Genomic DNA, 20,610 nt, shown 5'->3' on the forward strand with positions numbered 1-20,610 from the left:
GCGCGAGCCGTCCGCCTCCGTCAGGATGGACGCATGGGATTCCATGTCGATTCCGAGACCGGGCGGCTTCGCCGCGTCATCCTGCACCGGCCCGATCTGGAGCTGAAGCGGCTGACCCCCTCCAACAAGGACGCTCTTCTCTTCGACGACGTGCTCTGGGTCCGCCGGGCCCGGCAGGAGCACGACGGTTTCGCGGACGTCCTGCGCGACCGGGGGGTCGAGGTCCATCTCTTCGGGGACCTGTTGCGCGAGTCGCTGGAGCTGCCCGCCGCCCGCGCGCTCGTGCTCGACCGCGTCTTCCACGAGAAGGAGTACGGACCGCTCGCCGCCGACCATCTGCGCGCCGCCTTCGACTCCCTCGGCACCGCTCAACTCGTCGAGGCGCTGGTCGGCGGCATGACGAAGCGGGAGTTCCTCGCGGGTCACCGCGAGCCCACCTCGGTCCGGTTCCACGCCATGGACCTGGACGACTTCCTCCTCAAGCCGCTGCCGAACCACCTCTTCACCCGGGACACCTCCGCCTGGATCTACGACGGCGTCTCCATCAACGCGATGCGCTGGCCGGCCCGCCAGCGCGAGACGGTCCACTTCGAGGCGATCTACAAGCACCATCCGCTCTTCACCGGCCCCGAGGCCGGCGGCTTCCACCACTGGAGCGAGGGTCAGACCGACTATCCCTCCACGATCGAGGGCGGGGACGTCCTCGTCATCGGCAACGGCGCCGTCCTGATCGGGATGAGCGAGCGGACGACCCCGCAGGCGGTGGAGATGCTGGCACGCGGCATGTTCGCGGCGGAGTCGGCACGGACGATCATCGCCCTCGACATGCCGAAGCGGCGCGCGTTCATGCATCTCGACACGGTGATGACGATGGTCGACCACGACACCTTCACCCAGTACGCGGGGCTCGGGATGCTCCGCTCGTACACGATCGAACCGGGCGACGAGGGACAGTCCCTGCGGGTCACCGACCACGCGCCGGAGCACATGCACAGTGCCATCGCCGCCGCCCTGGGCCTCCAGGACGTGCGCGTCCTGACGGCGACCCAGGACGTCCACGCCGCCGAGCGCGAGCAGTGGGACGACGGCTGCAACGTCCTCGCCGTCGAGCCCGGGGTGGTCGTGGCGTACGAGCGGAACGTCACGACCAACACGCATCTGCGCAAGCAGGGCGTCGAGGTGATCGAGATCCCCGGCAGCGAGCTGGGCCGCGGCAGGGGTGGCCCGCGCTGTATGAGCTGCCCGGTGGAGCGGGACGCCGTCTGACCTGCCGGGGGAGGGTGAAGTGGCCCGCGTCACCGTATAGGAATACTGAAGTACGTATAGACTTCCAGCGTTCTGTTTGCCGTACCCACGGGAGCGCCACCATGGCCACTGACCTCATCGGCCGCCACTTCCTCAAGGAGCTGGACTTCACCGCCGAGGAGTTCCGCGGTCTGATCGACCTGGCCGCCGAACTGAAGGCCGCCAAGAAGGCGGGCGCCGAGGTTCAGCGGCTGCGGGGCAAGAACATCGCCCTGATCTTCGAGAAGACCTCGACCCGGACCCGCTGCGCCTTCGAGGTCGCCGCCGCGGACCAGGGCGCCTCCGCCACCTACCTCGACCCCTCCGGCTCGCAGATGGGTCACAAGGAGTCCGTCAAGGACACCGCCCGCGTCCTCGGCCGGATGTTCGACGCCATCGAGTACCGGGGCGACAGTCAGGCGAAGGTCGAGGAGCTGGCCGCCTTCGCCGGTGTCCCCGTCTTCAACGGGCTGACCGACGACTGGCACCCCACCCAGATGCTCGCCGACGTGCTCACCATGACCGAGCACACGAAGAAGCCGCTGGACCAGGTGGCCTTCGCCTACCTCGGCGACGCCCGCTTCAACATGGGCAACTCCTACCTGGTCACGGGCGCGCTGCTCGGCATGGACGTACGGATCGTCGCCCCGAAGGCGTACTGGCCGAACGGTGAGGTGGTCGCCTCGGCGCGCGAGCTCGCCGAGACGAGCGGCGCCACGATCACCCTCACCGAGGAGGTGGCCGAGGGCGTCCGTGGCGCGGACTTCGTCGCGACCGACGTCTGGGTCTCCATGGGGGAGCCCAAGGAGGTCTGGGGCGAGCGGATCACCGACCTCTCGCCGTACGCCGTGACCATGGACGTCCTGCGCGCCACCGGGAACCCGGCCGTGAAGTTCCTGCACTGCCTGCCGGCCTTCCACGACCTGGGCACGGCGGTCGGCCGCGACATCCACGAGCGTCACGGGCTCACGGAGCTGGAGGTCTCCGACGAGGTCTTCGAGTCGGCCCACTCGGTCGTCTTCGACGAGGCCGAGAACCGGATGCACACCATCAAGGCGGTCCTGGTCGCCACCCTCGCGGGCGCCGCCTCATAGGCACCCGCCCCGTCACCCCGCCGGCCGGCGCTGGGCCGGCGGGCCGGGGAGAGTGAGCCGGACCGCCTTGCCGTGCGCGGTCGGGCGGTGGCCGCAGGCGCTGCCGAGCGCCCGGATCGGCAGCAGCCCGCGGCCGTGCTCCTGCCAGGGGTCCGGCTCCTCGTCCGCCTCCGGACCGGCCGGCTCCGGACCGGCCGGCTCGCCCGGCAGGGCCGCCGCCGGTCGCGCACCTCGACGTGGCAGCCGCCCGGCATCAGCTCGTCGACCAGCTCGACGACCAGCTCGACGGGGTCCTCGCCCTGGGTGTGCTCGACCGCGTTGGTGACGAGCTCGGCGGTCATTGGTTCGGCCGTGTCGATGCCGGCGTCGGCGGCCGGTGTGCCGATGTCCGCCAGTTCTCGCGGGGGTCCGCCCTCGCCGCAGGCCGGGAGCTTCGGCCGATCCCTCCCTCCCTTCCTCTATTGCGTACTCGTGACGACAGTCACAGACAAGTGATACGCTCCGGTCGGGAGGAGGGAGGCCGTCCCTTATGAGCCCCTTTATCGGATCCGCACCGCGTACCGAACAGTGGCGCCATCTGAGTCTGGTCGTCGAAGACGGCGTCGCCACCGTGACCCTCGCCCGCCCCGAGAAGCTGAACGCGCTCACCTTCGGCGCCTATGCCGACCTGCGCGATCTCCTCGCCGAACTCTCCCGGGAACGGGCCGTGCGAGCGCTCGTCCTCGGCGGCGAGGGGCGCGGTTTCTGCTCGGGCGGCGACGTGGACGAGATCATCGGCGCCACCCTGTCCATGGACACGGCGCAGCTGCTCGACTTCAACCGGATGACGGGGCAGGTCGTGCGAGCGATCCGTGAGTGCCCCTTCCCCGTGATCGCCGCCGTCCACGGCGTCGCGGCCGGGGCCGGGGCGGTCCTCGCCCTCGCCGCCGACTTCCGGATCGCCGACCCGAGCGCGCGCTTCGCGTTCCTCTTCACCCGCGTCGGCCTCTCCGGCGGCGACATGGGCGCGGCCTACCTGCTGCCCCGGGTCGTCGGTCTCGGCCACGCCACCCGGCTGCTCATGCTCGGCGAACCGGTCCGCGCCGCCGAGGCCGAGCGCATCGGCCTGCTCAGCGAGCTCACAGAGGAGGGCGGAGCGGACACCCGGGCCGCCGAACTGGCCCGCCGCCTCGCCGACGGGCCCGCACTCGCCCACGCCCAGACCAAGGCCCTGCTCACGGCCGAGCTGGACATGCCGCTGGCCGCCTCCGTCGAGCTGGACGCCGCCACCCAGGCCCTGCTGATGAACGGCGAGGACTACGCCGAGTTCCACGCTGCCTTCACCGCGAAGCGGCCCCCGAAATGGCGGGGGCGGTAGCGGTGAGGCCCGCACGACCGGCCCCCCGCCCCGCGCCGGGCGGCACGGGCGCGGTGCGGCCCCGGGTACCGGCCCCCGCCGCGGCCCCCCGCCCCCCGGCACCGGTACCTGCCGCCACCGCAGGCCCCCCGCCCGCGCCGCGGCCCGCGACCCCGTCCCGGCCTACGCCCCCGCCCGCGCTGCGCGTCGCCGTCATCGGCGGCGGGCCCGGCGGGCTGTACGCCGCCGCGCTCCTCAAGCGGCTCGACCCCGCCCGCGAGATCACCGTCTGGGAGCGGAACGCACCCGAGGACACCTTCGGCTTCGGTGTCGTCCTCTCCGACGAGACCCTCGGCGGCATCGAGCACGCCGACCCCGCCGTGTACCGGGCGCTCCAGGAAGCGTTCGTACGGTGGGACGACATCCACATCGCCCACCGAGGGCACCTCCTGACCTCCTCGGGCCACGGCTTCGCCGCGCTCGGCAGGCACCGGCTTCTGAAGATCCTGCACGCCCGCTGCGCCGAACTCGGCGTACGGCTCCGCTTCCGCACCGAGGCCCCGCCGGCCGCCGAGCTGGCCGCCACGCACGACCTGGTCGTCGCGGCCGACGGCGTCCACAGCCCGACGCGCGAGGCCCACGCCGACGTCTTCCGCCCCCGGATCACCACCCACCGCTGCCGCTACATCTGGCTCGCCGCCGACTTCGCCTTCGACGCCTTCCGCTTCGAGATCGCCGAGACCGAGCACGGCGTGATGCAGCTCCACGCCTACCCCTTCTCGGCCGACTCCTCCACCGTCATCGTCGAGATGCGCGAAGAGGTCTGGCAAGCCGCCGGATTCGACGAACTCGACGAGGCGGAATCCACCGCCCGCTGCGCCAAGATCTTCGCCGAGGCGCTCGGCGGACGCGCCCTGCGCTCCAACAAGTCCTCCTGGACCGCGTTCCGTACCGTCTCCAACGAGCGCTGGTCCCACGGCCGTACGGTCCTGCTCGGCGACGCCGCCCACACCGCGCACTTCTCCATCGGCTCCGGCACCAAGCTCGCCGTCGAGGACGCCCTCGCCCTCGCGGCCTGTGTCGAGGAGCAGCCCACCCTGGAGGAGGCGCTGGCGGCCTACGAGAGGGAACGCCGGCCGGTCGTCGAGTCCACCCAGCGGGCGGCGGCGGCCAGTCTGCGCTGGTTCGAGGAGCTGGCCGGATATCTGGACCAGCCGTCGCGCCAGTTCGCCTTCAACCTCCTGACCCGCAGCCGCCGCGTCACCCACGACAACCTGCGGCTGCGCGACCCCGCTTTCACCTCCTCCGTCGAGCGCGACTTCGGCTGCCCGCCCGGCACCCCGCCGATGTTCACCCCCTTCCGGCTGCGCGGACTGACCCTGCGCAACCGGATCGTGGTCTCGCCCATGGACCTCTACGTCGCCGAGGACGGGCTCCCCGGCGACTTCCACCTCGTCCACCTGGGCGCCCGGGCGCTCGGCGGCGCCGGACTCGTCATGACCGAGATGGTGTGCGTGAGCCCGGAGGGCAGGATCACCCCCGGCTGCACCGGCCTCTGGTCAGACGAGCAGGCCGGCGCCTGGAGCCGGATCACCGCGTTCGTGCACGAGCGGTCGCCCGGCACCGCGATCGGCGTCCAGCTCGGCCACTCCGGACGCAAGGGCTCCACCCGCCGCATGTGGGAGGGCATCGACCAGCCGCTCCCCGAGGGCAACTGGCCGCTGACCGCCGCCTCACCGCTTCCCTACCGCGCCGGCCTCAACCAGGTCCCGCACGCTCTGGACCGCGCCGGACTGACCGCCGTGCGCGAGGAGTTCGTCGCCGCTGCCCGGCGCGCGGCGCGCAGCGGCTTCGACCTGCTCGAACTCCACTGCGCCCACGGCTACCTGCTCTCCGGCTTCCTCTCGCCGCTGACCAATCGGAGGGACGACGCCTACGGCGGGCCCCTCGCGAACCGGCTGCGCTTCCCCCTGGAAGTCTTCGACGCGGTACGGCAGGTGTGGCCCGACGACCGCCCGATGACCGTCCGTATCTCCGCCACCGACTGGGCGGAGGGCGGCACGACGGCCGAGGACGCGGTCGCGATCGCCCGTGCCTTCGCCGCCCACGGCGCCGACGCGCTCGACGTCTCCACCGGCCAGGTCGTACCCGAGGAACGCCCCGAGTACGGCCGCTCCTACCAGACCCCGTACGCCGACCGGATCCGCAACGCGCTCGCCGTCCCCGTGATCGCGGTCGGCGCGATCTCCTCCTGGGACGACGTCAACTCCCTCCTGCTGGCGGGACGCGCCGACCTCTGCGCCCTCGCCAGGCCCCACCTGTACGACCCGCACTGGACCCTGCACGCGGCCGCCGCCCAGACCTACCAGGGCCCGGCGGCCCCGTGGCCCGCCCCGTACCGCGCGGGCAGCCGCCCGCCCCCGACCGGCCGCACGGACGCGCCGAAGCCGCGGCTCACCCTCGGCTAGCCGCCACGAACCGGGCCCCCTCGTCCCGCAGCCGCTCGTGCAGCGCCGTGAAGACCTCCGCCGAACGGGCGCCGGGCCAGTCGGCGGGGAGCAGCTCGGACGGCAGGACCGGGTCCGCGTAGGGGAGCCGGCGCCAGGAGTCGAGCGCGAACAGGTAGGCGCGGTAGGCCTCCTCCGTCGTACCCGGGGAGGCCGACCAGGCCCGCAGGACCGGCTCGTGGGCGGCGAGGAACTCCTCGTGGAGCTTGGCGATCGACGGCAGGTCCCACCAGCGGCTCACCGCCTCGGCCGACGGCGCGTAGCCCAGGTGCTCGCCGCGGAAGAGATCCACGTACGCGGAGAGGCCCAGGCGTTCCAGCGTGTGGCGGGTCTCCTGGTACAGCCGTGCCGGGGCGATCCACACGCCCGGGGCCGCCGTGCCGAAGCCCAGCCGGGCCAGCCGGGAGCGGAGCAGATGACGCTTGTGGCGCTCGGCCTCCGGCACCGAGAAGACGGCGAGCACCCAGCCGTCGGAGAGCTTCGGCTCCGCGCGCGCGTAGATCCGGCGGTCGCCGTCCTCCAGGAGCTGGCGCGCGTCCTCGGACAGCGCGTATCCGGCCGCCCCGTCCGCCGTCCGGCGCGGCAGCAGCAGGCCCCGCCGTTTCAGCCGTGACACGGAGGAGCGCACCGAGGGCGCGTCCACGCCCAGCACGGCGAGGAGACGGATCAGCGCGGCCACGGGCATCGGTTCCTCGCCGCGCGCGAGGTCCCGGCCGTACGCGCCGTACAGCGAGACGATCAGGGAACGGGGGGTGTGCTGCTCGGCCACGTGATCACTCTATCGGCCACGGGAGATCCCGCGGGGGACAGCCGCTGCGGCACGCTCGCTACGGCGCCGCCGCCGGTTCCCCGGCACGTGGCTCATGGGCGCGCAGCCGGAAGCGCTGGAGCTTGCCCGTGGCCGTCCGGGGCAGTGCGTCCAGGAAGACGATCTTCCGGGGGGTCTTGTACGGCACCAGCCGGGCCCGTACGAACGCCCGCAGCGCCGACGCCGTCTCCGCGTCCCGGGGAACACCGTCCCGTACGACCGTGTACGCGACGACGGTCTGCCCGCGCAGCTCGTCCGGATGGCCCACCACCGCCACCTCGAGCACGTCCGGGTGGGCGAGCAGAGCCTCCTCCACCTGAGGGCCCGCGATGTTGTAGCCCGCCGAGATGATCATGTCGTCGGCCCGGGCGACGTAGCGGAACCGGCCGTCGCCGTCGCGGACGTACGTGTCTCCCGTCAGGTTCCAGCCGTCGTGGACGTACTCGCTCTGGCGCGGGTCGGCCAGATAGCGGCAGCCGACCGGGCCGCGCACCGCGAGCAGCCCCTCCTCCCCGTCCGGGACCTCGACGCCCTCGCGGTCCACCACGCGCGCCTGCCAGCCGGGTACGGGCCGGCCCGTCGTGCCCGGCCGGATGTCGTCGTCCGCGGCGGAGATGAAGATGTGGAGCAGCTCGGTCGCCCCGATGCCGTTGATGAGCTTCAGGCCGGTCCGCTCGTGCCAGGCGTCCCAGGTGGCGGCCGGCAGGTTCTCTCCCGCGGACACGCACCGCCGCAGTGAACTGATGTCGTGGCCGCCGTGCCGGTCGAGCTCCTCCAGCATCACCCGGTAGGCGGTCGGCGCCGTGAAGAGCACCGAGACCCGCTCCCGCGCGATCGCCTCCAACAGCGGGGTGGGGCCGGCCTGTTCGAGCAGGAGCGCGGCGGCTCCCGCCCGCAGCGGGAAGAGAACGAGCCCGCCGAGGCCGAAGGTGAAACCGAGCGGCGGCGAGCCGGCGAAGAGGTCGTCCGGCTCCGGCCGCAGGACGTGTGCGGAGAAGGTGTCGGCGACGGCCAGCACATCGCGGTGGAAGTGCATGCACCCCTTGGGCCGGCCGGTCGTCCCGGAGGTGAAGGCGATCAGCGCCACGTCGTCGGCGGCCGTGTCCACCGCCTCGTAGACCTCCGGCCTGCCCGGGGCGAGGGAGAGCAGGTCGTCGGGGGCGTCACCGCCGAAGGTGGTGATCCGCAGCCCGGGCACCTCGGCCTTCACCAGGTCGTCGACGGTCCTGACGTCGCACAGCGCGTGGGTGCAGCGGGCCATCTCGCACATGACGGCGAGCTCCTGGGCGCGCTGCTGCGCCAGGACGGTGACGGCGACCCCGCCCGCCTTCATGACCGCCAGCCAGCAGGCCGCCAGCCAGGGCGTCGTCGGGCCGCGCAGCAGGACGCGGTTGCCCGGCCGGACACCGAGGTCGGAGGTCAGCACGTGCGCGATCCGGTTCACCCGTCGGAGCAACTGTCCGTATGTCCAGACATGTCCCGTGCCGTCGCGGAACGCCGGCCGTCGCGCGCCGAAGCGTTCCACCGTGCGGTCGAGCAGCTCGGTCCCGCAGTTGAGCCGCTCCGGATAGGCGAGCTCCGGCAGATCGAAGAGCAGCTGCGGCCACTGGTCCGGCGGCGGCAGACGGTCGCGCGCGAAGGTGTCGAGGTGGGCCGAGGGGGTCAGCTCCATGAGTTCGTCCCCTTGTCGTGGTGGGGTCGCCCATCGAGCGTATCGTGATGGTGACGACAGTCAACGGTGCGCGATAGAAGTGCCGTCAGTGAGCGAGGCGTGACAAGACACAGCGAGACGCGACGAGAGACGAACGAGACAGGGGCCCGAATGTCCGTATTCTCACTCGATCCAGCCCAGACCGCGCGGTGCGCGGAGCTCCGCACGCTCGCCGCCGAGCGCCTCGGACCCCTCGCCGACAAGGGCGAACCCGGCCGGGTCAACCGCCCCCTCGTCGCGGCCCTCGGCGACCACGGCCTGCTCGCGGGCCTTTTCGAGGCGGGCGCCCTCGATCTCTGCCTGCTGCGCGAATCCCTCGCGTACGCGTGCACGGAGGCCGAGACCGCCCTCGCCCTCCAGGGCCTCGGCGGTCACCCGATCGCCGCCTTCGGCACAGCCGGACAGCGCGCCCGCTGGCTCCCCGAGGTCGTCACGGGCCGCGCGGTCGCCGCGTTCGCGCTCAGCGAGCCCGACGCGGGCTCCGACGCCGCCGCCCTCGCCCTCGAGGCGCGGCCCGACGGCGCCGGCGGCTGGCTGCTCCACGGCGAGAAGCGCTGGATCTCCAACGCGCCCGAGGCCGACTTCGCCACCGTCTTCGCCCGGACGACCCCGGGCGCCGGGGCCCGCGGCGTCACCGCGTTCCTCGTCCCCGCCGACCGTCCGGGGCTCTCCGGCAGCCCCCTCGACATGCTCGCCCCGCACGCACTGGGCTCCCTCGTCTTCGACGGGGTGCCCGTCGGACGGGCGGACGTCCTCGGCGAGGTCGACCGCGGCTTCCGCGTGGCCATGACCACCCTCAACCTCTTCCGCCCCAGCGTCGGCGCCTTCGCCGTCGGCATGGCCCAGGCCGCGCTCGACGCGACCCTCACGCACACCGCCGCCCGCCCCGCGTTCGGCGGCGTCCTGCGCGACCTCCAGGCCGTCTCCCACCAGGTCGCCGAGATGGCCACCCGCACGGAGGCCGCCCGCCTGCTCGTCTACGCCGCGGCGGCGGCGTACGACGCGGGGGCGCCCGACGTGCCCAAGCGCTCGGCGATGGCGAAACTCCTCGCGACCGAGACGGCGCAGTACGTCGTCGACGCCGCCGTCCAGCTCCACGGGGCCAGGGCGCTTCAACGCGGCCACCTGCTGGAACACCTCTACCGGGAGGTCCGCGCCCCGCGCATCTACGAGGGCGCCACGGAGGTGCAGCGCACCATCATCGCGAAGGAGCTGTACGCGGCCGCCGGGCCGGTCGCGGTGCCGCTCGCCGAGGTGGCCGCCGTACCCGGCGCCGGCCGGTCCACGAAGCCGTCCGCCGAAGGGGCCGGGATCAGATCCGTCGTCGAGTCGTCGAAGGAGCCGTCCGCATGAGTCTGCACCGGCACAACCCCGCCGAACTGTCCCCGCCCACGGGTTTCTCCCACGCCGTGACCGCGACCGGCTCCCGCCTGGTCTTCCTCGCCGGACAGACCAGCCTCGACCGAGACGGCAAGATCGTGGGGGAGACCCTGCCCGAGCAGTTCGAGACCGCCCTCGCCAACCTCCTGGCCGCCCTCCGCCATGCCGGCGGCACCCCCGCCGACCTGGCCCGTGTCACCATCTACGCCACCGATGTCGCCGACTACCGCCACCATGCCCATGAACTCGGCCTCATCTGGCGCCGATTGGCGGGACGCGACTATCCGGCGATGGCCGTGATCGGCGTCGTGCGGCTGTGGGACGATCGGGCCCACGTGGAGCTGGACGGCTTCGCCGTACTGGATTAGGTCCTGGAGCAGGGGAAAACCGTGCCGGAGATCGAGCTGACGGCGGGAACGATCGCGTACGAGGACACCGGCGGGCCGGGTCCCGTCGTCGTACTCCTGCACGGACTCGCCCACGACGCCACCGTCTGGCGAAAGGTCATCGCCGCGCTCGCACCCGGCCACCGCGTTCTCGCGCCGACACTCCCGTACGGCTCCCACCGCACCCCGATGAAGCCGGAAGTGGCGCTCTCGCCCGACAGCGTCATCGACCTGATCGCCGAGTTCCTCGACCGGCTCGATCTCACCGACGTCACTCTCGTCGAGAGCGACTGCGGCCGCGCCCAGACCGTCGCAGTCCGCCACCCCGAGCGGCTCACCCGGCTCGTCCTGGTCTCCTGCGAGGCCTTCGACAATTACCCGCCCGGGGCCCCGGGCAAGATGATCGACCTGGCCTGCCGCGTTCCCGGCGGGATCTCCCTCATGGTCCGCGTCCTCGGCCTGAAGGCGCTGCGGCGCTTCCCCGTCGGCCTCGGCGCGCTCACCAAGCGGCCCGTCCCCGACGAGATCGCCGAGGCCTGGCTGCGCCCGCTGCGTACCGACCCGGCCATCCGCCACGACTTCCGCCGCTACTGTCTGGCCGTCCGCCGTGACGAACTGCTCCGAGCCGCCGAAGGACTGAGGAAGTTCGACCGGCCCGCGCTCGTCGTCTGGGCCGTCGACGACCTGATGATGCCGCGCGAACACGGGCGTCGGCTCGCCGAACTCCTGCCCCAGGGGCGGCTGGTCGAGATCGAGGACAGCCGCACGCTCATCAGCGAGGACCAGCCCGAACGGCTCGTGGACGCGCTGCGCGCCTTCGTGGCCGGGGCCCCGGCGACCGCTTGATCCACGCGCTTGATCGACTGGTCAGCTGCCGGAGGCGGGCTTAGGGTCGGAAAGGTGGACTGACCGGCCCACGGCTCCCTCACCCCGCGAGGGCGCGATGCGCCATGAGTACACCCAAGCCGACGACACCCGAACAGACCGTCGCCCGTAGGAAGGGCGGTGACGGCAAGGGCATCGCCCTGTTCGTGATCGCCTCCTGCCAGCTGATGGTGGTCCTCGACATCACCATCGTGAACATCGCTCTGCCGCACATCCAGAGTTCGCTGGAGTTCTCCACGACCAGCCTCTCCTGGGTGGTCAACGCCTACACGCTGACCTTCGGCGGTCTGCTGCTCCTCGGCGGACGCGCGGGCGACATCCTCGGACGGCGCCGCGTCTTCGTCTTCGGCGTGCTGTTGTTCGGGCTCGCCTCGCTGTTCTGCGGAGTAGCCCAGACCGACTGGCAACTCCTCGCCGCCCGGGCCCTCCAGGGCGTCGGCGGCGCGATCGCCTCACCGACCTCGCTCTCCCTGATCACCACGAACTTCGAAGAAGGACCCGAACGCAACCGGGCCTTCGGTGTGTTCGCGGCCGTCTCGGCCGGCGGCGGCGCGATCGGTCTGGTCGCCGGCGGCGTGCTCGTCGAATGGCTCGACTGGCGCTGGATCTTCTTCGTCAACGTGCCGATCGCGCTGCTCATCGCCTTCTTCACCCCTCGGCACATCAAGGAGTCCGCGCGCCACCCCGGACACTTCGACTTCGCTGGCGCGCTGACCTCCACCCTCGGCATGGTGGCGCTGGTGTACGGGTTCATCCGCGCGGCCCAGGAGGGCTGGCGCGACCCGTACACACTCGCCTCGTTCGGTGCGTCGGTCGTGCTCCTGGCGCTGTTCTTCCTGGTGGAGCGGCGCTCCCGGCAGCCGATCACCCCGCTGCACATGTTCGCCGACCGCAATCGCGCGGGCACCTACGCGATCATGCTCTGCCTCGCCGCCGCCATCTTCGGGATGTTCTTCTTCCTGACGCTCTTCGTGCAGACGGTGCTGGACTTCAGCCCGTTGCGGGCCGGCCTCGCGTTCCTGCCGGTCAGCGCGATCATCGCGGTCGGCGCCGGGATCACCTCCCAGTTGCTGCCCAAGTACGGGCCGAAACCCTTCATGGTGGTGGGTTCGGTGCTCGCCGCGGCCGGTCTGTCCTGGCTGACCCTGACCGATGTGCACTCCACCTATCTGGGCAGCATCCTCGGCCCGATCCTGGTCTTCGGTCTCGGCATGGGCCTGATGTTCGTCTCGTTGACCCTGATGGCGCTGTCCAACGTCGAGACGGCGGACTCCGGCGCGGCCTCCGGCCTGCTCAACGCCACCCAGCAGGTGGGCGGTTCGCTCGGCCTGTCGATCCTGGTGACGGTCTTCGGCACGGCCAGCCGCAGTGAGGCCGACAAGCAGGTGCCCGCCTTCCTCTCGCAGGCGGGTCCCTTGGAGAAGGCCCAGTTCGCCAAGACGGGCCAGCTGCCCCCGCCGTGGAGCGACCAGGTGCTGACCTCCGGCGTCTCGGCCGGCTTCGTCACGGCGGCGGCCTTCGCGATCGTCGGCGCCGTGATCGCCCTCTTCGCGATCCAGGTACGCCCCTCCGACATCGAACGCCTCAAGGGCGGCCTCGGCCCACCGGGAGCCGGCTGATCCGTGCCGACGTCCCCCGGCGGGGCGGACTGCGGGGAGACCGGCGGCAGTCGCCGACCCGGTGACACGCGCACGAGAGGGACGCCTGTGATGACCCTGGCAGGGGAGATGGTTCTGCTCGCCTACGACGCGGGGGGCGGGAAACTCCCGGTCCGGCAGTCGCTCGCTCCGGCGGTGCGAGGGGCGCTGCTGGCGGGGCTGCTCACCGAAGGCCGTCTGATCGACGTGGCCGGCGCGCGCGCCGGGACCGGTTGAGCGTCTTGTCCCAGGGGGCCGACCCGGTGGCGGCCGCGGTGCGCCGCGTCGTACAGGACCTGCGGGGCGCGGCCGCTCGTAGTGCTCCCGCCGGTGGCCCGGAGCCGTGGACCGGACGCGCGTCTGGCCCGGGCGGGCGCGGGAACGCGCCTGCCCGGGCCAGACGGACGAGGTGGACCTACAGGGTGACCGGCCTGCCGCCGAGGGTCACGACGAGGCGGCCGTCCGGGGCGTACGACCAGTTCAGGGCGCCGGTGTACGAAGAACACTTCGAGCCGTTCGTACCGGACCAGAACTGGTTCGAGCCGTCGGCGTCACCGACGGTCCTGTCGTTCGTCCCGCTGCCGCTGCGGCACGAGACGTTGTTCCGGAACACCGAAGCGCCGGCGTCCCAGGAGAAGTTGCGCTGTGCGTTGTCGACGCTGAGGTTGTTCGACACCGTCATCCTGCCCGGGTTGCTGTTGTAGGTGAACCCGTGCTTGCCGTTGTGGAAGGCGATCGTGCGCCGGACGACGTGGTCGACCCCGATGTCCTCGCCGCCGAGCTTGAAGCCGTTGCGGTCGCCGGCGCCCGCCTGGGACCCGTCGCTGAGGGTGCCGTTGTCGTGGGCGAGGGAGTCCTCGATGGTCACGGCTCCGATGGGACCGGTGTCGGTCTTGGTGTAGAGGTCCCAGCCGTCGTCGATGTTGTGGTGGGCGACGGCGTACCGGAAGACGTTGCCGGGGCCGACGGTGAGCTTCGCGGCGAAGCCGTCGGCGTCCTCCCCGTCGGAGTCGGCGTTGTCGTGCGACTCCGCGCTGAGGATGAGGTTGTTCGACGGCCACTGCTCGCGCGGGGTGGTGGAGGCGATCCGCGAGAGCTGAAGCCCGGTGTCGTGGTTGAAGCGCGTCACCGTCCGCTCGATGACGTTGTTGCTTCCGCCGACGAAGATCCCGTTGTCGCCGGCGTGCTCGACGACGATCCCCTTGACGTGCCAGTACGACCCGTTGACGGCGAGCCCCCGGTTCGCAGGGTCCTCGGCCATGGCCGAGAAGTTCAGCACCGGGGTCTCACCCGGGTAGGCGGAGAGCGCGGTACGCGCGCCGGGGGTGCCGTTCTTGCCGGCCGGGATGGTGACGGTCTGCGTGTGGGCGTACGTCCCGCCCCGCAGATAGATCGTCCCGCCGGCGGTGACCCGGCCGATCGCGGAGGTGAGCGTCGTCGGGTCCGACACCGTACCGGCCGCGCCGTCACGTCCGTTCGGCGCCACGTACAGCGCGGTGCCCGAGGGCGGCGTGGTGCCGCCGGCCACGTCGACGTCGAGGTGATCGATGTTGGGGAGCCCGGCGGAGGCGGTGGGGCTGATCCGGATGGTGTTGGTGCCCGCACTCACGGGCACAGTCAGCGTCTTGGTCACCCACGTCGCCCACGTCGCGGTGGTCTCGAAGGACATGGAGCCGGCCGCCGACCCGTTGACCGTCACACTCGCGGGCCGTGCGGCGGTGGTCCCGTTGGCGAAGCGGACGGTCAGCGTCGCCGTGCCGGAGGTGGCGGCGTTCACGGTGAACTGCGCGTGGGCGCCCACCGCGTTGGTGCCGTTGCAGAAACCGCTCCCGGTGAAGCCGCCCCAGTCGGAGTCGACCGTCCCGGTACAGACCGCCGGCGCGGCCTCGGCCTCGTACCGGGTGGAGGCGGCGTGTGCCGTGCTGCCGGACAGCGCGACGAGCGTGCCGGCCATCAGGCCGACGCACGCGATGACGGGGCTCCGTTGCATCGTTTCACTCCAGGGTGACGGGCGGCGACGCCGCAGGATCAGCGCATGGAGAAAGCGCTTTCCCTCGACCGTAGGGCTGTCGTCGTGGACGCGTCAATGGACGTGCACCTGATTCCGATTCACGTGTATGAACCATTAGGTGCGCACGAACGAAGGCCCCCTCACCCCCCCGCGGGAAACGAAAGGGGGCCGCTCCCCGCCTCAGAACAGCATCAGCTCATCGCCGCACGAGGCGGCCCCGGACTCCTCCCACAACGGCAACAGCAGCTCCGAGCCCAACGGGATCGTCCGCCCCGACCCCGTACAGGAGACGGGAGGCAGCCCCCGCCGCCGGTCCTGCCCTCCCGGCGGGTCATGACGGGCCAGATGACGGGTCTGGGGAGACACCGCGGCCTCCCTGCCGCACTGCGGGCAACGCGCTCTCGGATACGCCATCCCACCAGGATGGCGCACGCCACCGACAGCCGGTCCTGACGCGCCATCCGGCCTCAGGCGCTCCCGTCGGCGGCGTGCCCGTACCGCTAGATGTCGCGGAAGATCTCGATCTGCGCGCCGACCGAGTTCAGGCGCTCCGCCAGTTCCTCGTAGCCGCGGTTGATGACGTACACGTTCCGCAGCACCGACGTGCCCTCGGCCGCCATCATCGCCAGGAGGACGACCACCGCCGGCCGCAGCGCCGGGGGGCACATCATCTCGGCGGCGCGCCAGCGGGTCGGGCCCTCGACGAGGACGCGGTGGGGGTCGAGGAGTTGGAGCCGGCCGCCGAGGCGGTTGAGGTCGGTGAGGTAGATGGCGCGGTTGTCGTAGACCCAGTCGTGGATCAGGGTTTTGCCCTGGGCGGTCGCCGCGATCGCCGCGAAGAACGGCACGTTGTCGATGTTGAGGCCGGGGAACGGCATCGGGTGGATCTTGTCGATGGGCGCCTCCAGCTTGGAGGGGCGGACCGTGAGGTCGACGAGCCGGGTGCGGCCGTTGTCGGCGGCGTACTCGGGGGAGCGGTCGTGGTCCAGGCCCATCTCCTCCAGGACCGCCAGCTCGATCTCCATGAACTCGATCGGGACGCGACGGATCGTCAGCTCGGACTCGGTGACGACGGCCGCGGCCAGCAGGCTCATCGCCTCGACCGGGTCCTCCGAGGGGGAGTAGTCCACGTCCACGTCGATCTGGGGCACGCCGTGCACGGTCAGGGTGGTGGTGCCGATGCCCTCGACCTCTACGCCCAGCGCCTCCAGGAAGAAGCAGAGGTCCTGGACCATGTAGTTGGAGGAGGCGTTGCGGATGACCGTGACGCCGTCGTGGCGGGCCGCGGCGAGCAGCGCGTTCTCGGTCACGGTGTCGCCGCGCTCGGTCAGCACGATCGGGCGGTCGGGGGAGACGGAGCGCTCGACCTGCGCGTGGTAGAGGCCATCGGTGGCCGTGATGTCGAGGCCGAAGCGGCGCAGCGCGATCATGTGCGGCTCGATCGTGCGCGTCCCGAGGTCGCAGCCGCCCGCGTAGGGGAGGTTGAAGCGGTCGAGCCGGTGCAGCAGGGGGCCGAGGAACATGATGATGGAGCGGGTGCGGATCGCCGCCTCGGCGTCGATCGAGTCCATGTCCAGCTCGGCCGGCGGCACGATCTCCAGGTCGACACCCCCGTTGATCCAACGGGTGCGGACCCCGATGGAGTTGAGGACCTCCAGGAGCCGGAAGACCTCCTCGATCCGGGCGACCCGGCGCAGCACGGTGCGGCCCTTGTTGAGGAGGGAGGCGCAGAGCAGCGCGACACAGGCGTTCTTGCTCGTCTTGACGTCGATGGCTCCGGAGAGCCGCCGTCGGCCGACGACCCGCAGATGCATGGGGCCGGCGTAACCCAGTGACACGATCTCGCTGTCGAGTGCTTCGCCGATGCGGGCGATCATCTCAAGGCTGATGTTCTGGTTGCCGCGTTCGATCCGGTTGACGGCGCTCTGGCTGGTGGCCAGAGCTTCGGCGAGCTGCGTCTGGGTCCAGCCGCGGTGCTGGCGGGCGTCACGGATGAGCTTGCCGATGCGTGCGAGGTAGTCGTCTGCCATGAGCGTCACGTTATCTCAGATATGAGATGACGCTCGCGATGAGGTGGGCCGTCAGGGTGACGGAGTGTGCGCAGTGGGGTGATGCGGTTCGTAGAGCGGCAGTTCGGTCCCGCTCGGCAGCCGGATCGCGGCGAGCTGGCCCCACCCCTGGTCGCTGATGGGCCGTGAGATCACGACCCCGCGGTCCTCCAGGGTGGTCAGCGTGCCGGCGATGTCGTCGCACATCAGATACAGCTCGTGCTTCGGCTCGTCGTCGGTGGGGTGCACGGCGACCTCGGCCGGCGGCAGCGCGAAGATGAGCCAGCCGTGCCCGGCGTCGACATGGCCGAAGCCGAGCACGTCCTTGAGGAACGCGCGATCGGCGTCCGCGTCGGAGGTGTAGAGAATCACATGCGCGCCGCTGAACATGATCCGATCCTCGGCCCGCTCCCCGACGGCGGCAATCGCTGTGCGGCCGTACGGGGCGGACAGAGGGCGTACGGGGCGGGCCGCGCCATGCCGGAGGTAGCGCACCTCGGTCCGGGCACAGCGGCGGGCGCGGCGGTCGGGCGATCTCAGGGCATGCCGAGCATGACCGGGAGGCGGGCATGCACTAGAGTTATCTCGACATCGAGATAACTGCTTACGGCGCACCGCAGCCGCCCACCCGGTAAGGGTTACCTAACTTAGTCGTACCTTAGCGGATCGGCGGGGAGTCGGGCGGCACCACGCGGCGGCAGCCGCATATTGTCGCTGCGCGGTAATCGCGCACATTGATGAAGGAGACTGTCGTGTCGGCGAACAGCTTCGACGCCCGCAGCACGCTGCGCGTGGGTGACGAGTCGTACGAGATCTTCAAGCTGGACAAGGTCGAGGGCTCCGCGCGCCTTCCCTACAGCCTGAAGGTGCTTCTGGAGAACCTCCTCCGCACCGAGGACGGCGCGAACATCACCGCCGACCACATCCGGGCGCTGGGCAGCTGGGACTCCCAGGCCCAGCCGACCCAGGAGATCCAGTTCACGCCGGCCCGCGTGATCATGCAGGACTTCACCGGTGTGCCCTGCGTCGTCGACCTCGCCACCATGCGTGAGGCCGTCAAGGAGCTCGGCGGCGACCCGGCGAAGATCAACCCGCTGGCCCCGGCCGAGCTGGTCATCGACCATTCCGTCATCGCCGACAAGTTCGGCACGGCGGAGGCCTTCGGCCAGAACGTCGAGCTGGAGTACGGCCGCAACAAGGAGCGCTACCAGTTCCTGCGCTGGGGCCAGACCGCCTTCGACGAGTTCAAGGTCGTCCCGCCCGGCACCGGCATCGTCCACCAGGTGAACATCGAGCACCTGGCCCGTACCGTCATGGTCCGTAACGGCCAGGCGTACCCCGACACGCTCGTCGGCACCGACTCGCACACCACCATGGTCAACGGCCTCGGTGTGCTCGGCTGGGGCGTCGGCGGCATCGAGGCCGAGGCCGCCATGCTGGGCCAGCCGGTCTCCATGCTCATCCCGCGCGTCGTCGGCTTCAAGCTGACCGGCGAGCTCCCGGCCGGCACCACCGCCACCGACCTCGTCCTCACGATCACCGAGATGCTGCGCAAGCACGGCGTCGTCGGCAAGTTCGTCGAGTTCTACGGTGAGGGCGTCGCCGCCACCTCCCTCGCGAACCGCGCCACCATCGGCAACATGTCGCCGGAGTTCGGCTCCACCGCCGCGATCTTCCCGATCGACGGCGAGACCCTGAAGTACCTCAAGCTCACCGGTCGCTCCGAGCAGCAGGTCGCGCTGGTCGAGGCGTACGCCAAGGAGCAGGGCCTCTGGCTGGACCCGAAGGCCGAGCCCGACTTCTCCGAGAAGCTGGAGCTCGACCTGTCCACGGTCGTCCCCTCCATCGCCGGCCCGAAGCGCCCGCAGGACCGCATCGTCCTCGCCAACGCCGCCGAGCAGTTCGCCCAGGACGTCCGCAACTACGTCGACGACGTCGACGAGGCCGGCAAGGAGTCCTTCCCGGCCTCCGACGCCCCGGCGATCGCCCCCAACGGCGCCCCGTCGAAGCCGGTCACCGTCACGGCCCCCGACGGCTCGACGTACGAGATCGACCACGGCGCCGTCACCGTCGCCGCGATCACCTCCTGCACCAACACCTCGAACCCGTACGTCATGGTCGCCGCCGCGCTCGTCGCGAAGAAGGCCGTGGAGAAGGGCCTGACCCGCAAGCCGTGGGTCAAGACCACCCTCGCGCCGGGCTCGAAGGTCGTCACCGACTACTTCGACAAGGCGGGCCTGACCCCGTACCTCGACAAGGTCGGCTTCAACCTCGTCGGCTACGGCTGCACCACCTGCATCGGCAACTCCGGCCCGCTGCCGGAGGAGGTCTCCAAGGCGGTCAACGACCACGACCTCGCGGTCACCTCGGTCCTCTCCGGCAACCGGAACTTCGAGGGCCGGATCAACCCCGACGTCAAGATGAACTACCTGGCCTCCCCGCCGCTGGTCGTCGCGTACGCCCTCGCGGGTTCCATGAAGGTGGACATCACCAAGGACGCCCTGGGCATCGACCAGGACGGCAACCCGGTCTACCTCAAGGACATCTGGCCCTCGGAGGCCGAGGTCAACGACGTCGTCGCCAACGCCATCGGCGAGGACATGTTCAACAAGTCCTACCAGGACGTCTTCGCGGGCGACGCCCAGTGGCAGGTGCTGCCGATCCCGACCGGCAACACCTTCGAGTGGGACCCGCAGTCCACCTACGTCCGTAAGCCCCCGTACTTCGAGGGCATGACGATGGAGACCACCCCGGTCACCGACATCACCGGCGCGCGCGTGCTGGCGAAGCTCGGCGACTCGGTCACCACCGACCACATCTCCCCGGCCGGTGCCATCAAGGCCGACACCCCCGCCGGCAAGTACCTCACCGAGCACGGTGTGGAGCGTCGTGACTTCAACTCCTACGGCTCGCGCCGAGGCAACCACGAGGTCATGATCCGCGGCACGTTCGCCAACATCCGCCTGCGCAACCAGATCGCGCCGGGCACCGAGGGCGGCTACACCCGCGACTTCACCCAGGCCGACGGTCCGGTGTCGTTCATCTACGACGCCTCCCGCAACTACATCGAGCAGGGCATCCCGCTCGTCGTGCTCGCGGGCAAGGAGTACGGCTCCGGCTCGTCCCGCGACTGGGCCGCCAAGGGCACCGCGCTCCTCGGCGTCAAGGCCGTCATCGCGGAGTCGTACGAGCGCATCCACCGCTCGAACCTCATCGGCATGGGCGTCCTGCCACTCCAGTTCCCGGAGGGCGCCTCGGCGGCCTCCCTCGGCCTGACCGGCGAGGAGACCTTCTCCTTCACCGGCGTGACCGAGCTGAACGAGGGCCGCACGCCGCGCACGGTCAAGGTCACCACCGACACCGGTGTCGAGTTCGACGCGGTCGTCCGCATCGACACCCCCGGTGAGGCGGACTACTACCGCAACGGCGGCATCATGCAGTACGTGCTGCGGAACCTGATCCGCGGCTGACTTCGCGGCTGACTCACCGGTCGGCGTCACACGAAGCGGGCCCCGCTCCTCGG

At 71.2% G+C, this 20,610-nt stretch carries 15 protein-coding genes and 1 pseudogene; 10 read left to right on the forward strand and 6 right to left on the reverse strand.

All coding sequences use genetic code 11. From position 1 onward, the window contains the following. Nucleotides 1-33: 33 nt before the first annotated feature. Both IE136_RS23780 and argF read left to right on the forward strand, forming a co-directional pair. Nucleotides 34-1,266 (forward strand): arginine deiminase, encoded by a 1,233-nt coding sequence (locus IE136_RS23780; RefSeq protein ID WP_158991468.1) that lies wholly within the window; start codon nucleotides 34-36, stop codon nucleotides 1,264-1,266. A gap of 101 nt (nucleotides 1,267-1,367) precedes the next feature. Next, a complete protein-coding gene (gene argF / locus IE136_RS23785) occupies nucleotides 1,368-2,378 on the forward strand; it encodes an ornithine carbamoyltransferase (RefSeq protein ID WP_189601353.1) in 1,011 nt (336 codons plus the stop codon). Between the two features lie 12 nt (nucleotides 2,379-2,390). Here argF and IE136_RS35940 read toward each other — a convergent pair. Continuing rightward, nucleotides 2,391-2,773 (reverse strand): annotated as a pseudogene (locus IE136_RS35940) (ATP-binding protein); the annotation flags it as partial. 134 nt (nucleotides 2,774-2,907) lie between these two features. On the opposite strand from IE136_RS35940, the gene IE136_RS23790 reads away from it, so the two are divergent. Together IE136_RS23790 and IE136_RS23795 are read left to right on the forward strand one after the other, a co-directional pair. Beyond that, nucleotides 2,908-3,735 carry an enoyl-CoA hydratase family protein gene (locus IE136_RS23790; RefSeq protein ID WP_189601354.1) on the forward strand — a complete coding sequence of 276 codons (828 nt, stop codon included), beginning with the start codon at nucleotides 2,908-2,910 and terminating at the stop codon, nucleotides 3,733-3,735. Next, a complete protein-coding gene (locus IE136_RS23795) occupies nucleotides 3,720-6,182 on the forward strand; it encodes a bifunctional salicylyl-CoA 5-hydroxylase/oxidoreductase (protein WP_373309117.1) in 2,463 nt (820 codons plus the stop codon). The genes IE136_RS23790 and IE136_RS23795 overlap by 16 nt, the downstream gene beginning before the upstream one ends. On the opposite strand, the gene IE136_RS23800 is transcribed toward IE136_RS23795, so the two are convergent. Together IE136_RS23800 and IE136_RS23805 are read right to left on the reverse strand one after the other, a co-directional pair. Further along, the gene (locus tag IE136_RS23800; RefSeq protein ID WP_158991473.1) at nucleotides 6,169-6,990 is read right to left on the reverse strand and encodes a PaaX family transcriptional regulator; all 822 of its coding nucleotides are present in this window, start codon (nucleotides 6,988-6,990) and stop codon (nucleotides 6,169-6,171) included. The genes IE136_RS23795 and IE136_RS23800 overlap by 14 nt on opposite strands. A 58-nt stretch (nucleotides 6,991-7,048) precedes the next feature. Then, a complete protein-coding gene (locus IE136_RS23805) occupies nucleotides 7,049-8,701 on the reverse strand; it encodes an AMP-binding protein (protein WP_308432453.1) in 1,653 nt (550 codons plus the stop codon). Between the two features lie 150 nt (nucleotides 8,702-8,851). Here IE136_RS23805 and IE136_RS23810 point away from each other — a divergent pair, with 150 nt between their 5' ends. The 5 genes from IE136_RS23810 to IE136_RS23830 all read left to right on the forward strand — a co-directional run bounded on the left by IE136_RS23810 (nucleotide 8,852) and on the right by IE136_RS23830 (nucleotide 13,265). Continuing rightward, on the forward strand, nucleotides 8,852-10,093 hold the full coding sequence (locus IE136_RS23810; RefSeq protein ID WP_158991479.1) for an acyl-CoA dehydrogenase family protein: 1,242 nt from the start codon (nucleotides 8,852-8,854) through the stop codon (nucleotides 10,091-10,093). Then, complete coding sequence (locus IE136_RS23815) at nucleotides 10,090-10,488, forward strand: RidA family protein (protein WP_158991482.1); 399 nt, start codon at nucleotides 10,090-10,092, stop codon at nucleotides 10,486-10,488. The genes IE136_RS23810 and IE136_RS23815 overlap by 4 nt, the downstream gene beginning before the upstream one ends. Before the next feature lie 21 nt (nucleotides 10,489-10,509). Further along, nucleotides 10,510-11,352, forward strand: a complete 843-nt coding sequence (locus IE136_RS23820) for an alpha/beta fold hydrolase (protein WP_189601355.1) — start codon at nucleotides 10,510-10,512, stop codon at nucleotides 11,350-11,352. 104 nt (nucleotides 11,353-11,456) lie between these two features. Then, a complete protein-coding gene (locus IE136_RS23825; protein ID WP_189601356.1) occupies nucleotides 11,457-13,010 on the forward strand; it encodes an MFS transporter in 1,554 nt (517 codons plus the stop codon). A 90-nt stretch (nucleotides 13,011-13,100) separates the two neighbouring features. Then, nucleotides 13,101-13,265, forward strand: coding sequence for a hypothetical protein (locus IE136_RS23830; RefSeq protein WP_158991487.1), 165 nt, complete (start codon nucleotides 13,101-13,103; stop codon nucleotides 13,263-13,265). Between the two features lie 178 nt (nucleotides 13,266-13,443). Here IE136_RS23830 and IE136_RS23835 read toward each other — a convergent pair whose 3' ends face one another. The 3 genes from IE136_RS23835 to IE136_RS23845 form a co-directional block, all read right to left on the reverse strand. Then, on the reverse strand, nucleotides 13,444-15,018 hold the full coding sequence (locus IE136_RS23835; protein ID WP_189601357.1) for a right-handed parallel beta-helix repeat-containing protein: 1,575 nt from the start codon (nucleotides 15,016-15,018) through the stop codon (nucleotides 13,444-13,446). Between the two features lie 521 nt (nucleotides 15,019-15,539). Continuing rightward, nucleotides 15,540-17,069, reverse strand: a complete 1,530-nt coding sequence (locus IE136_RS23840) for a helix-turn-helix domain-containing protein (protein WP_158991489.1) — start codon at nucleotides 17,067-17,069, stop codon at nucleotides 15,540-15,542. A 51-nt stretch (nucleotides 17,070-17,120) separates the two neighbouring features. Then, nucleotides 17,121-17,477, reverse strand: coding sequence for a VOC family protein (locus IE136_RS23845; RefSeq protein ID WP_158991490.1), 357 nt, complete (start codon nucleotides 17,475-17,477; stop codon nucleotides 17,121-17,123). Between the two features lie 362 nt (nucleotides 17,478-17,839). Here IE136_RS23845 and acnA point away from each other — a divergent pair, with 362 nt between their 5' ends. Next, complete coding sequence (gene acnA, locus IE136_RS23850) at nucleotides 17,840-20,557, forward strand: aconitate hydratase AcnA (protein WP_189601358.1); 2,718 nt, start codon at nucleotides 17,840-17,842, stop codon at nucleotides 20,555-20,557. The last annotated feature ends 53 nt before the right edge of the window (nucleotides 20,558-20,610 follow it).

The sequence above is a fragment of the Streptomyces lateritius genome, assembly GCF_014649715.1.
GTDB classification, from domain to species: Bacteria; Actinomycetota; Actinomycetes; order Streptomycetales; family Streptomycetaceae; genus Streptomyces; species Streptomyces lateritius.

Coding starts and splice junctions, on each gene's coding strand:
- IE136_RS23780 (WP_158991468.1), top strand. CDS start 34: ATGGGATTCCATGTCGATTCCGAGACCGGGCGGCTTCGCCGCGTCATC.
- argF (WP_189601353.1), top strand. CDS start 1,368: ATGGCCACTGACCTCATCGGCCGCCACTTCCTCAAGGAGCTGGACTTC.
- IE136_RS23790 (WP_189601354.1), top strand. CDS start 2,908: ATGAGCCCCTTTATCGGATCCGCACCGCGTACCGAACAGTGGCGCCAT.
- IE136_RS23795 (WP_373309117.1), top strand. CDS start 3,720: ATGGCGGGGGCGGTAGCGGTGAGGCCCGCACGACCGGCCCCCCGCCCC.
- IE136_RS23805 (WP_308432453.1), bottom strand. CDS start 8,701: ATGGAGCTGACCCCCTCGGCCCACCTCGACACCTTCGCGCGCGACCGT.
- IE136_RS23810 (WP_158991479.1), top strand. CDS start 8,852: ATGTCCGTATTCTCACTCGATCCAGCCCAGACCGCGCGGTGCGCGGAG.
- IE136_RS23815 (WP_158991482.1), top strand. CDS start 10,090: ATGAGTCTGCACCGGCACAACCCCGCCGAACTGTCCCCGCCCACGGGT.
- IE136_RS23825 (WP_189601356.1), top strand. CDS start 11,457: ATGAGTACACCCAAGCCGACGACACCCGAACAGACCGTCGCCCGTAGG.
- IE136_RS23830 (WP_158991487.1), top strand. CDS start 13,101: ATGACCCTGGCAGGGGAGATGGTTCTGCTCGCCTACGACGCGGGGGGC.
- IE136_RS23835 (WP_189601357.1), bottom strand. CDS start 15,018: ATGCAACGGAGCCCCGTCATCGCGTGCGTCGGCCTGATGGCCGGCACG.
- IE136_RS23840 (WP_158991489.1), bottom strand. CDS start 17,069: ATGGCAGACGACTACCTCGCACGCATCGGCAAGCTCATCCGTGACGCC.
- IE136_RS23845 (WP_158991490.1), bottom strand. CDS start 17,477: ATGTTCAGCGGCGCGCATGTGATTCTCTACACCTCCGACGCGGACGCC.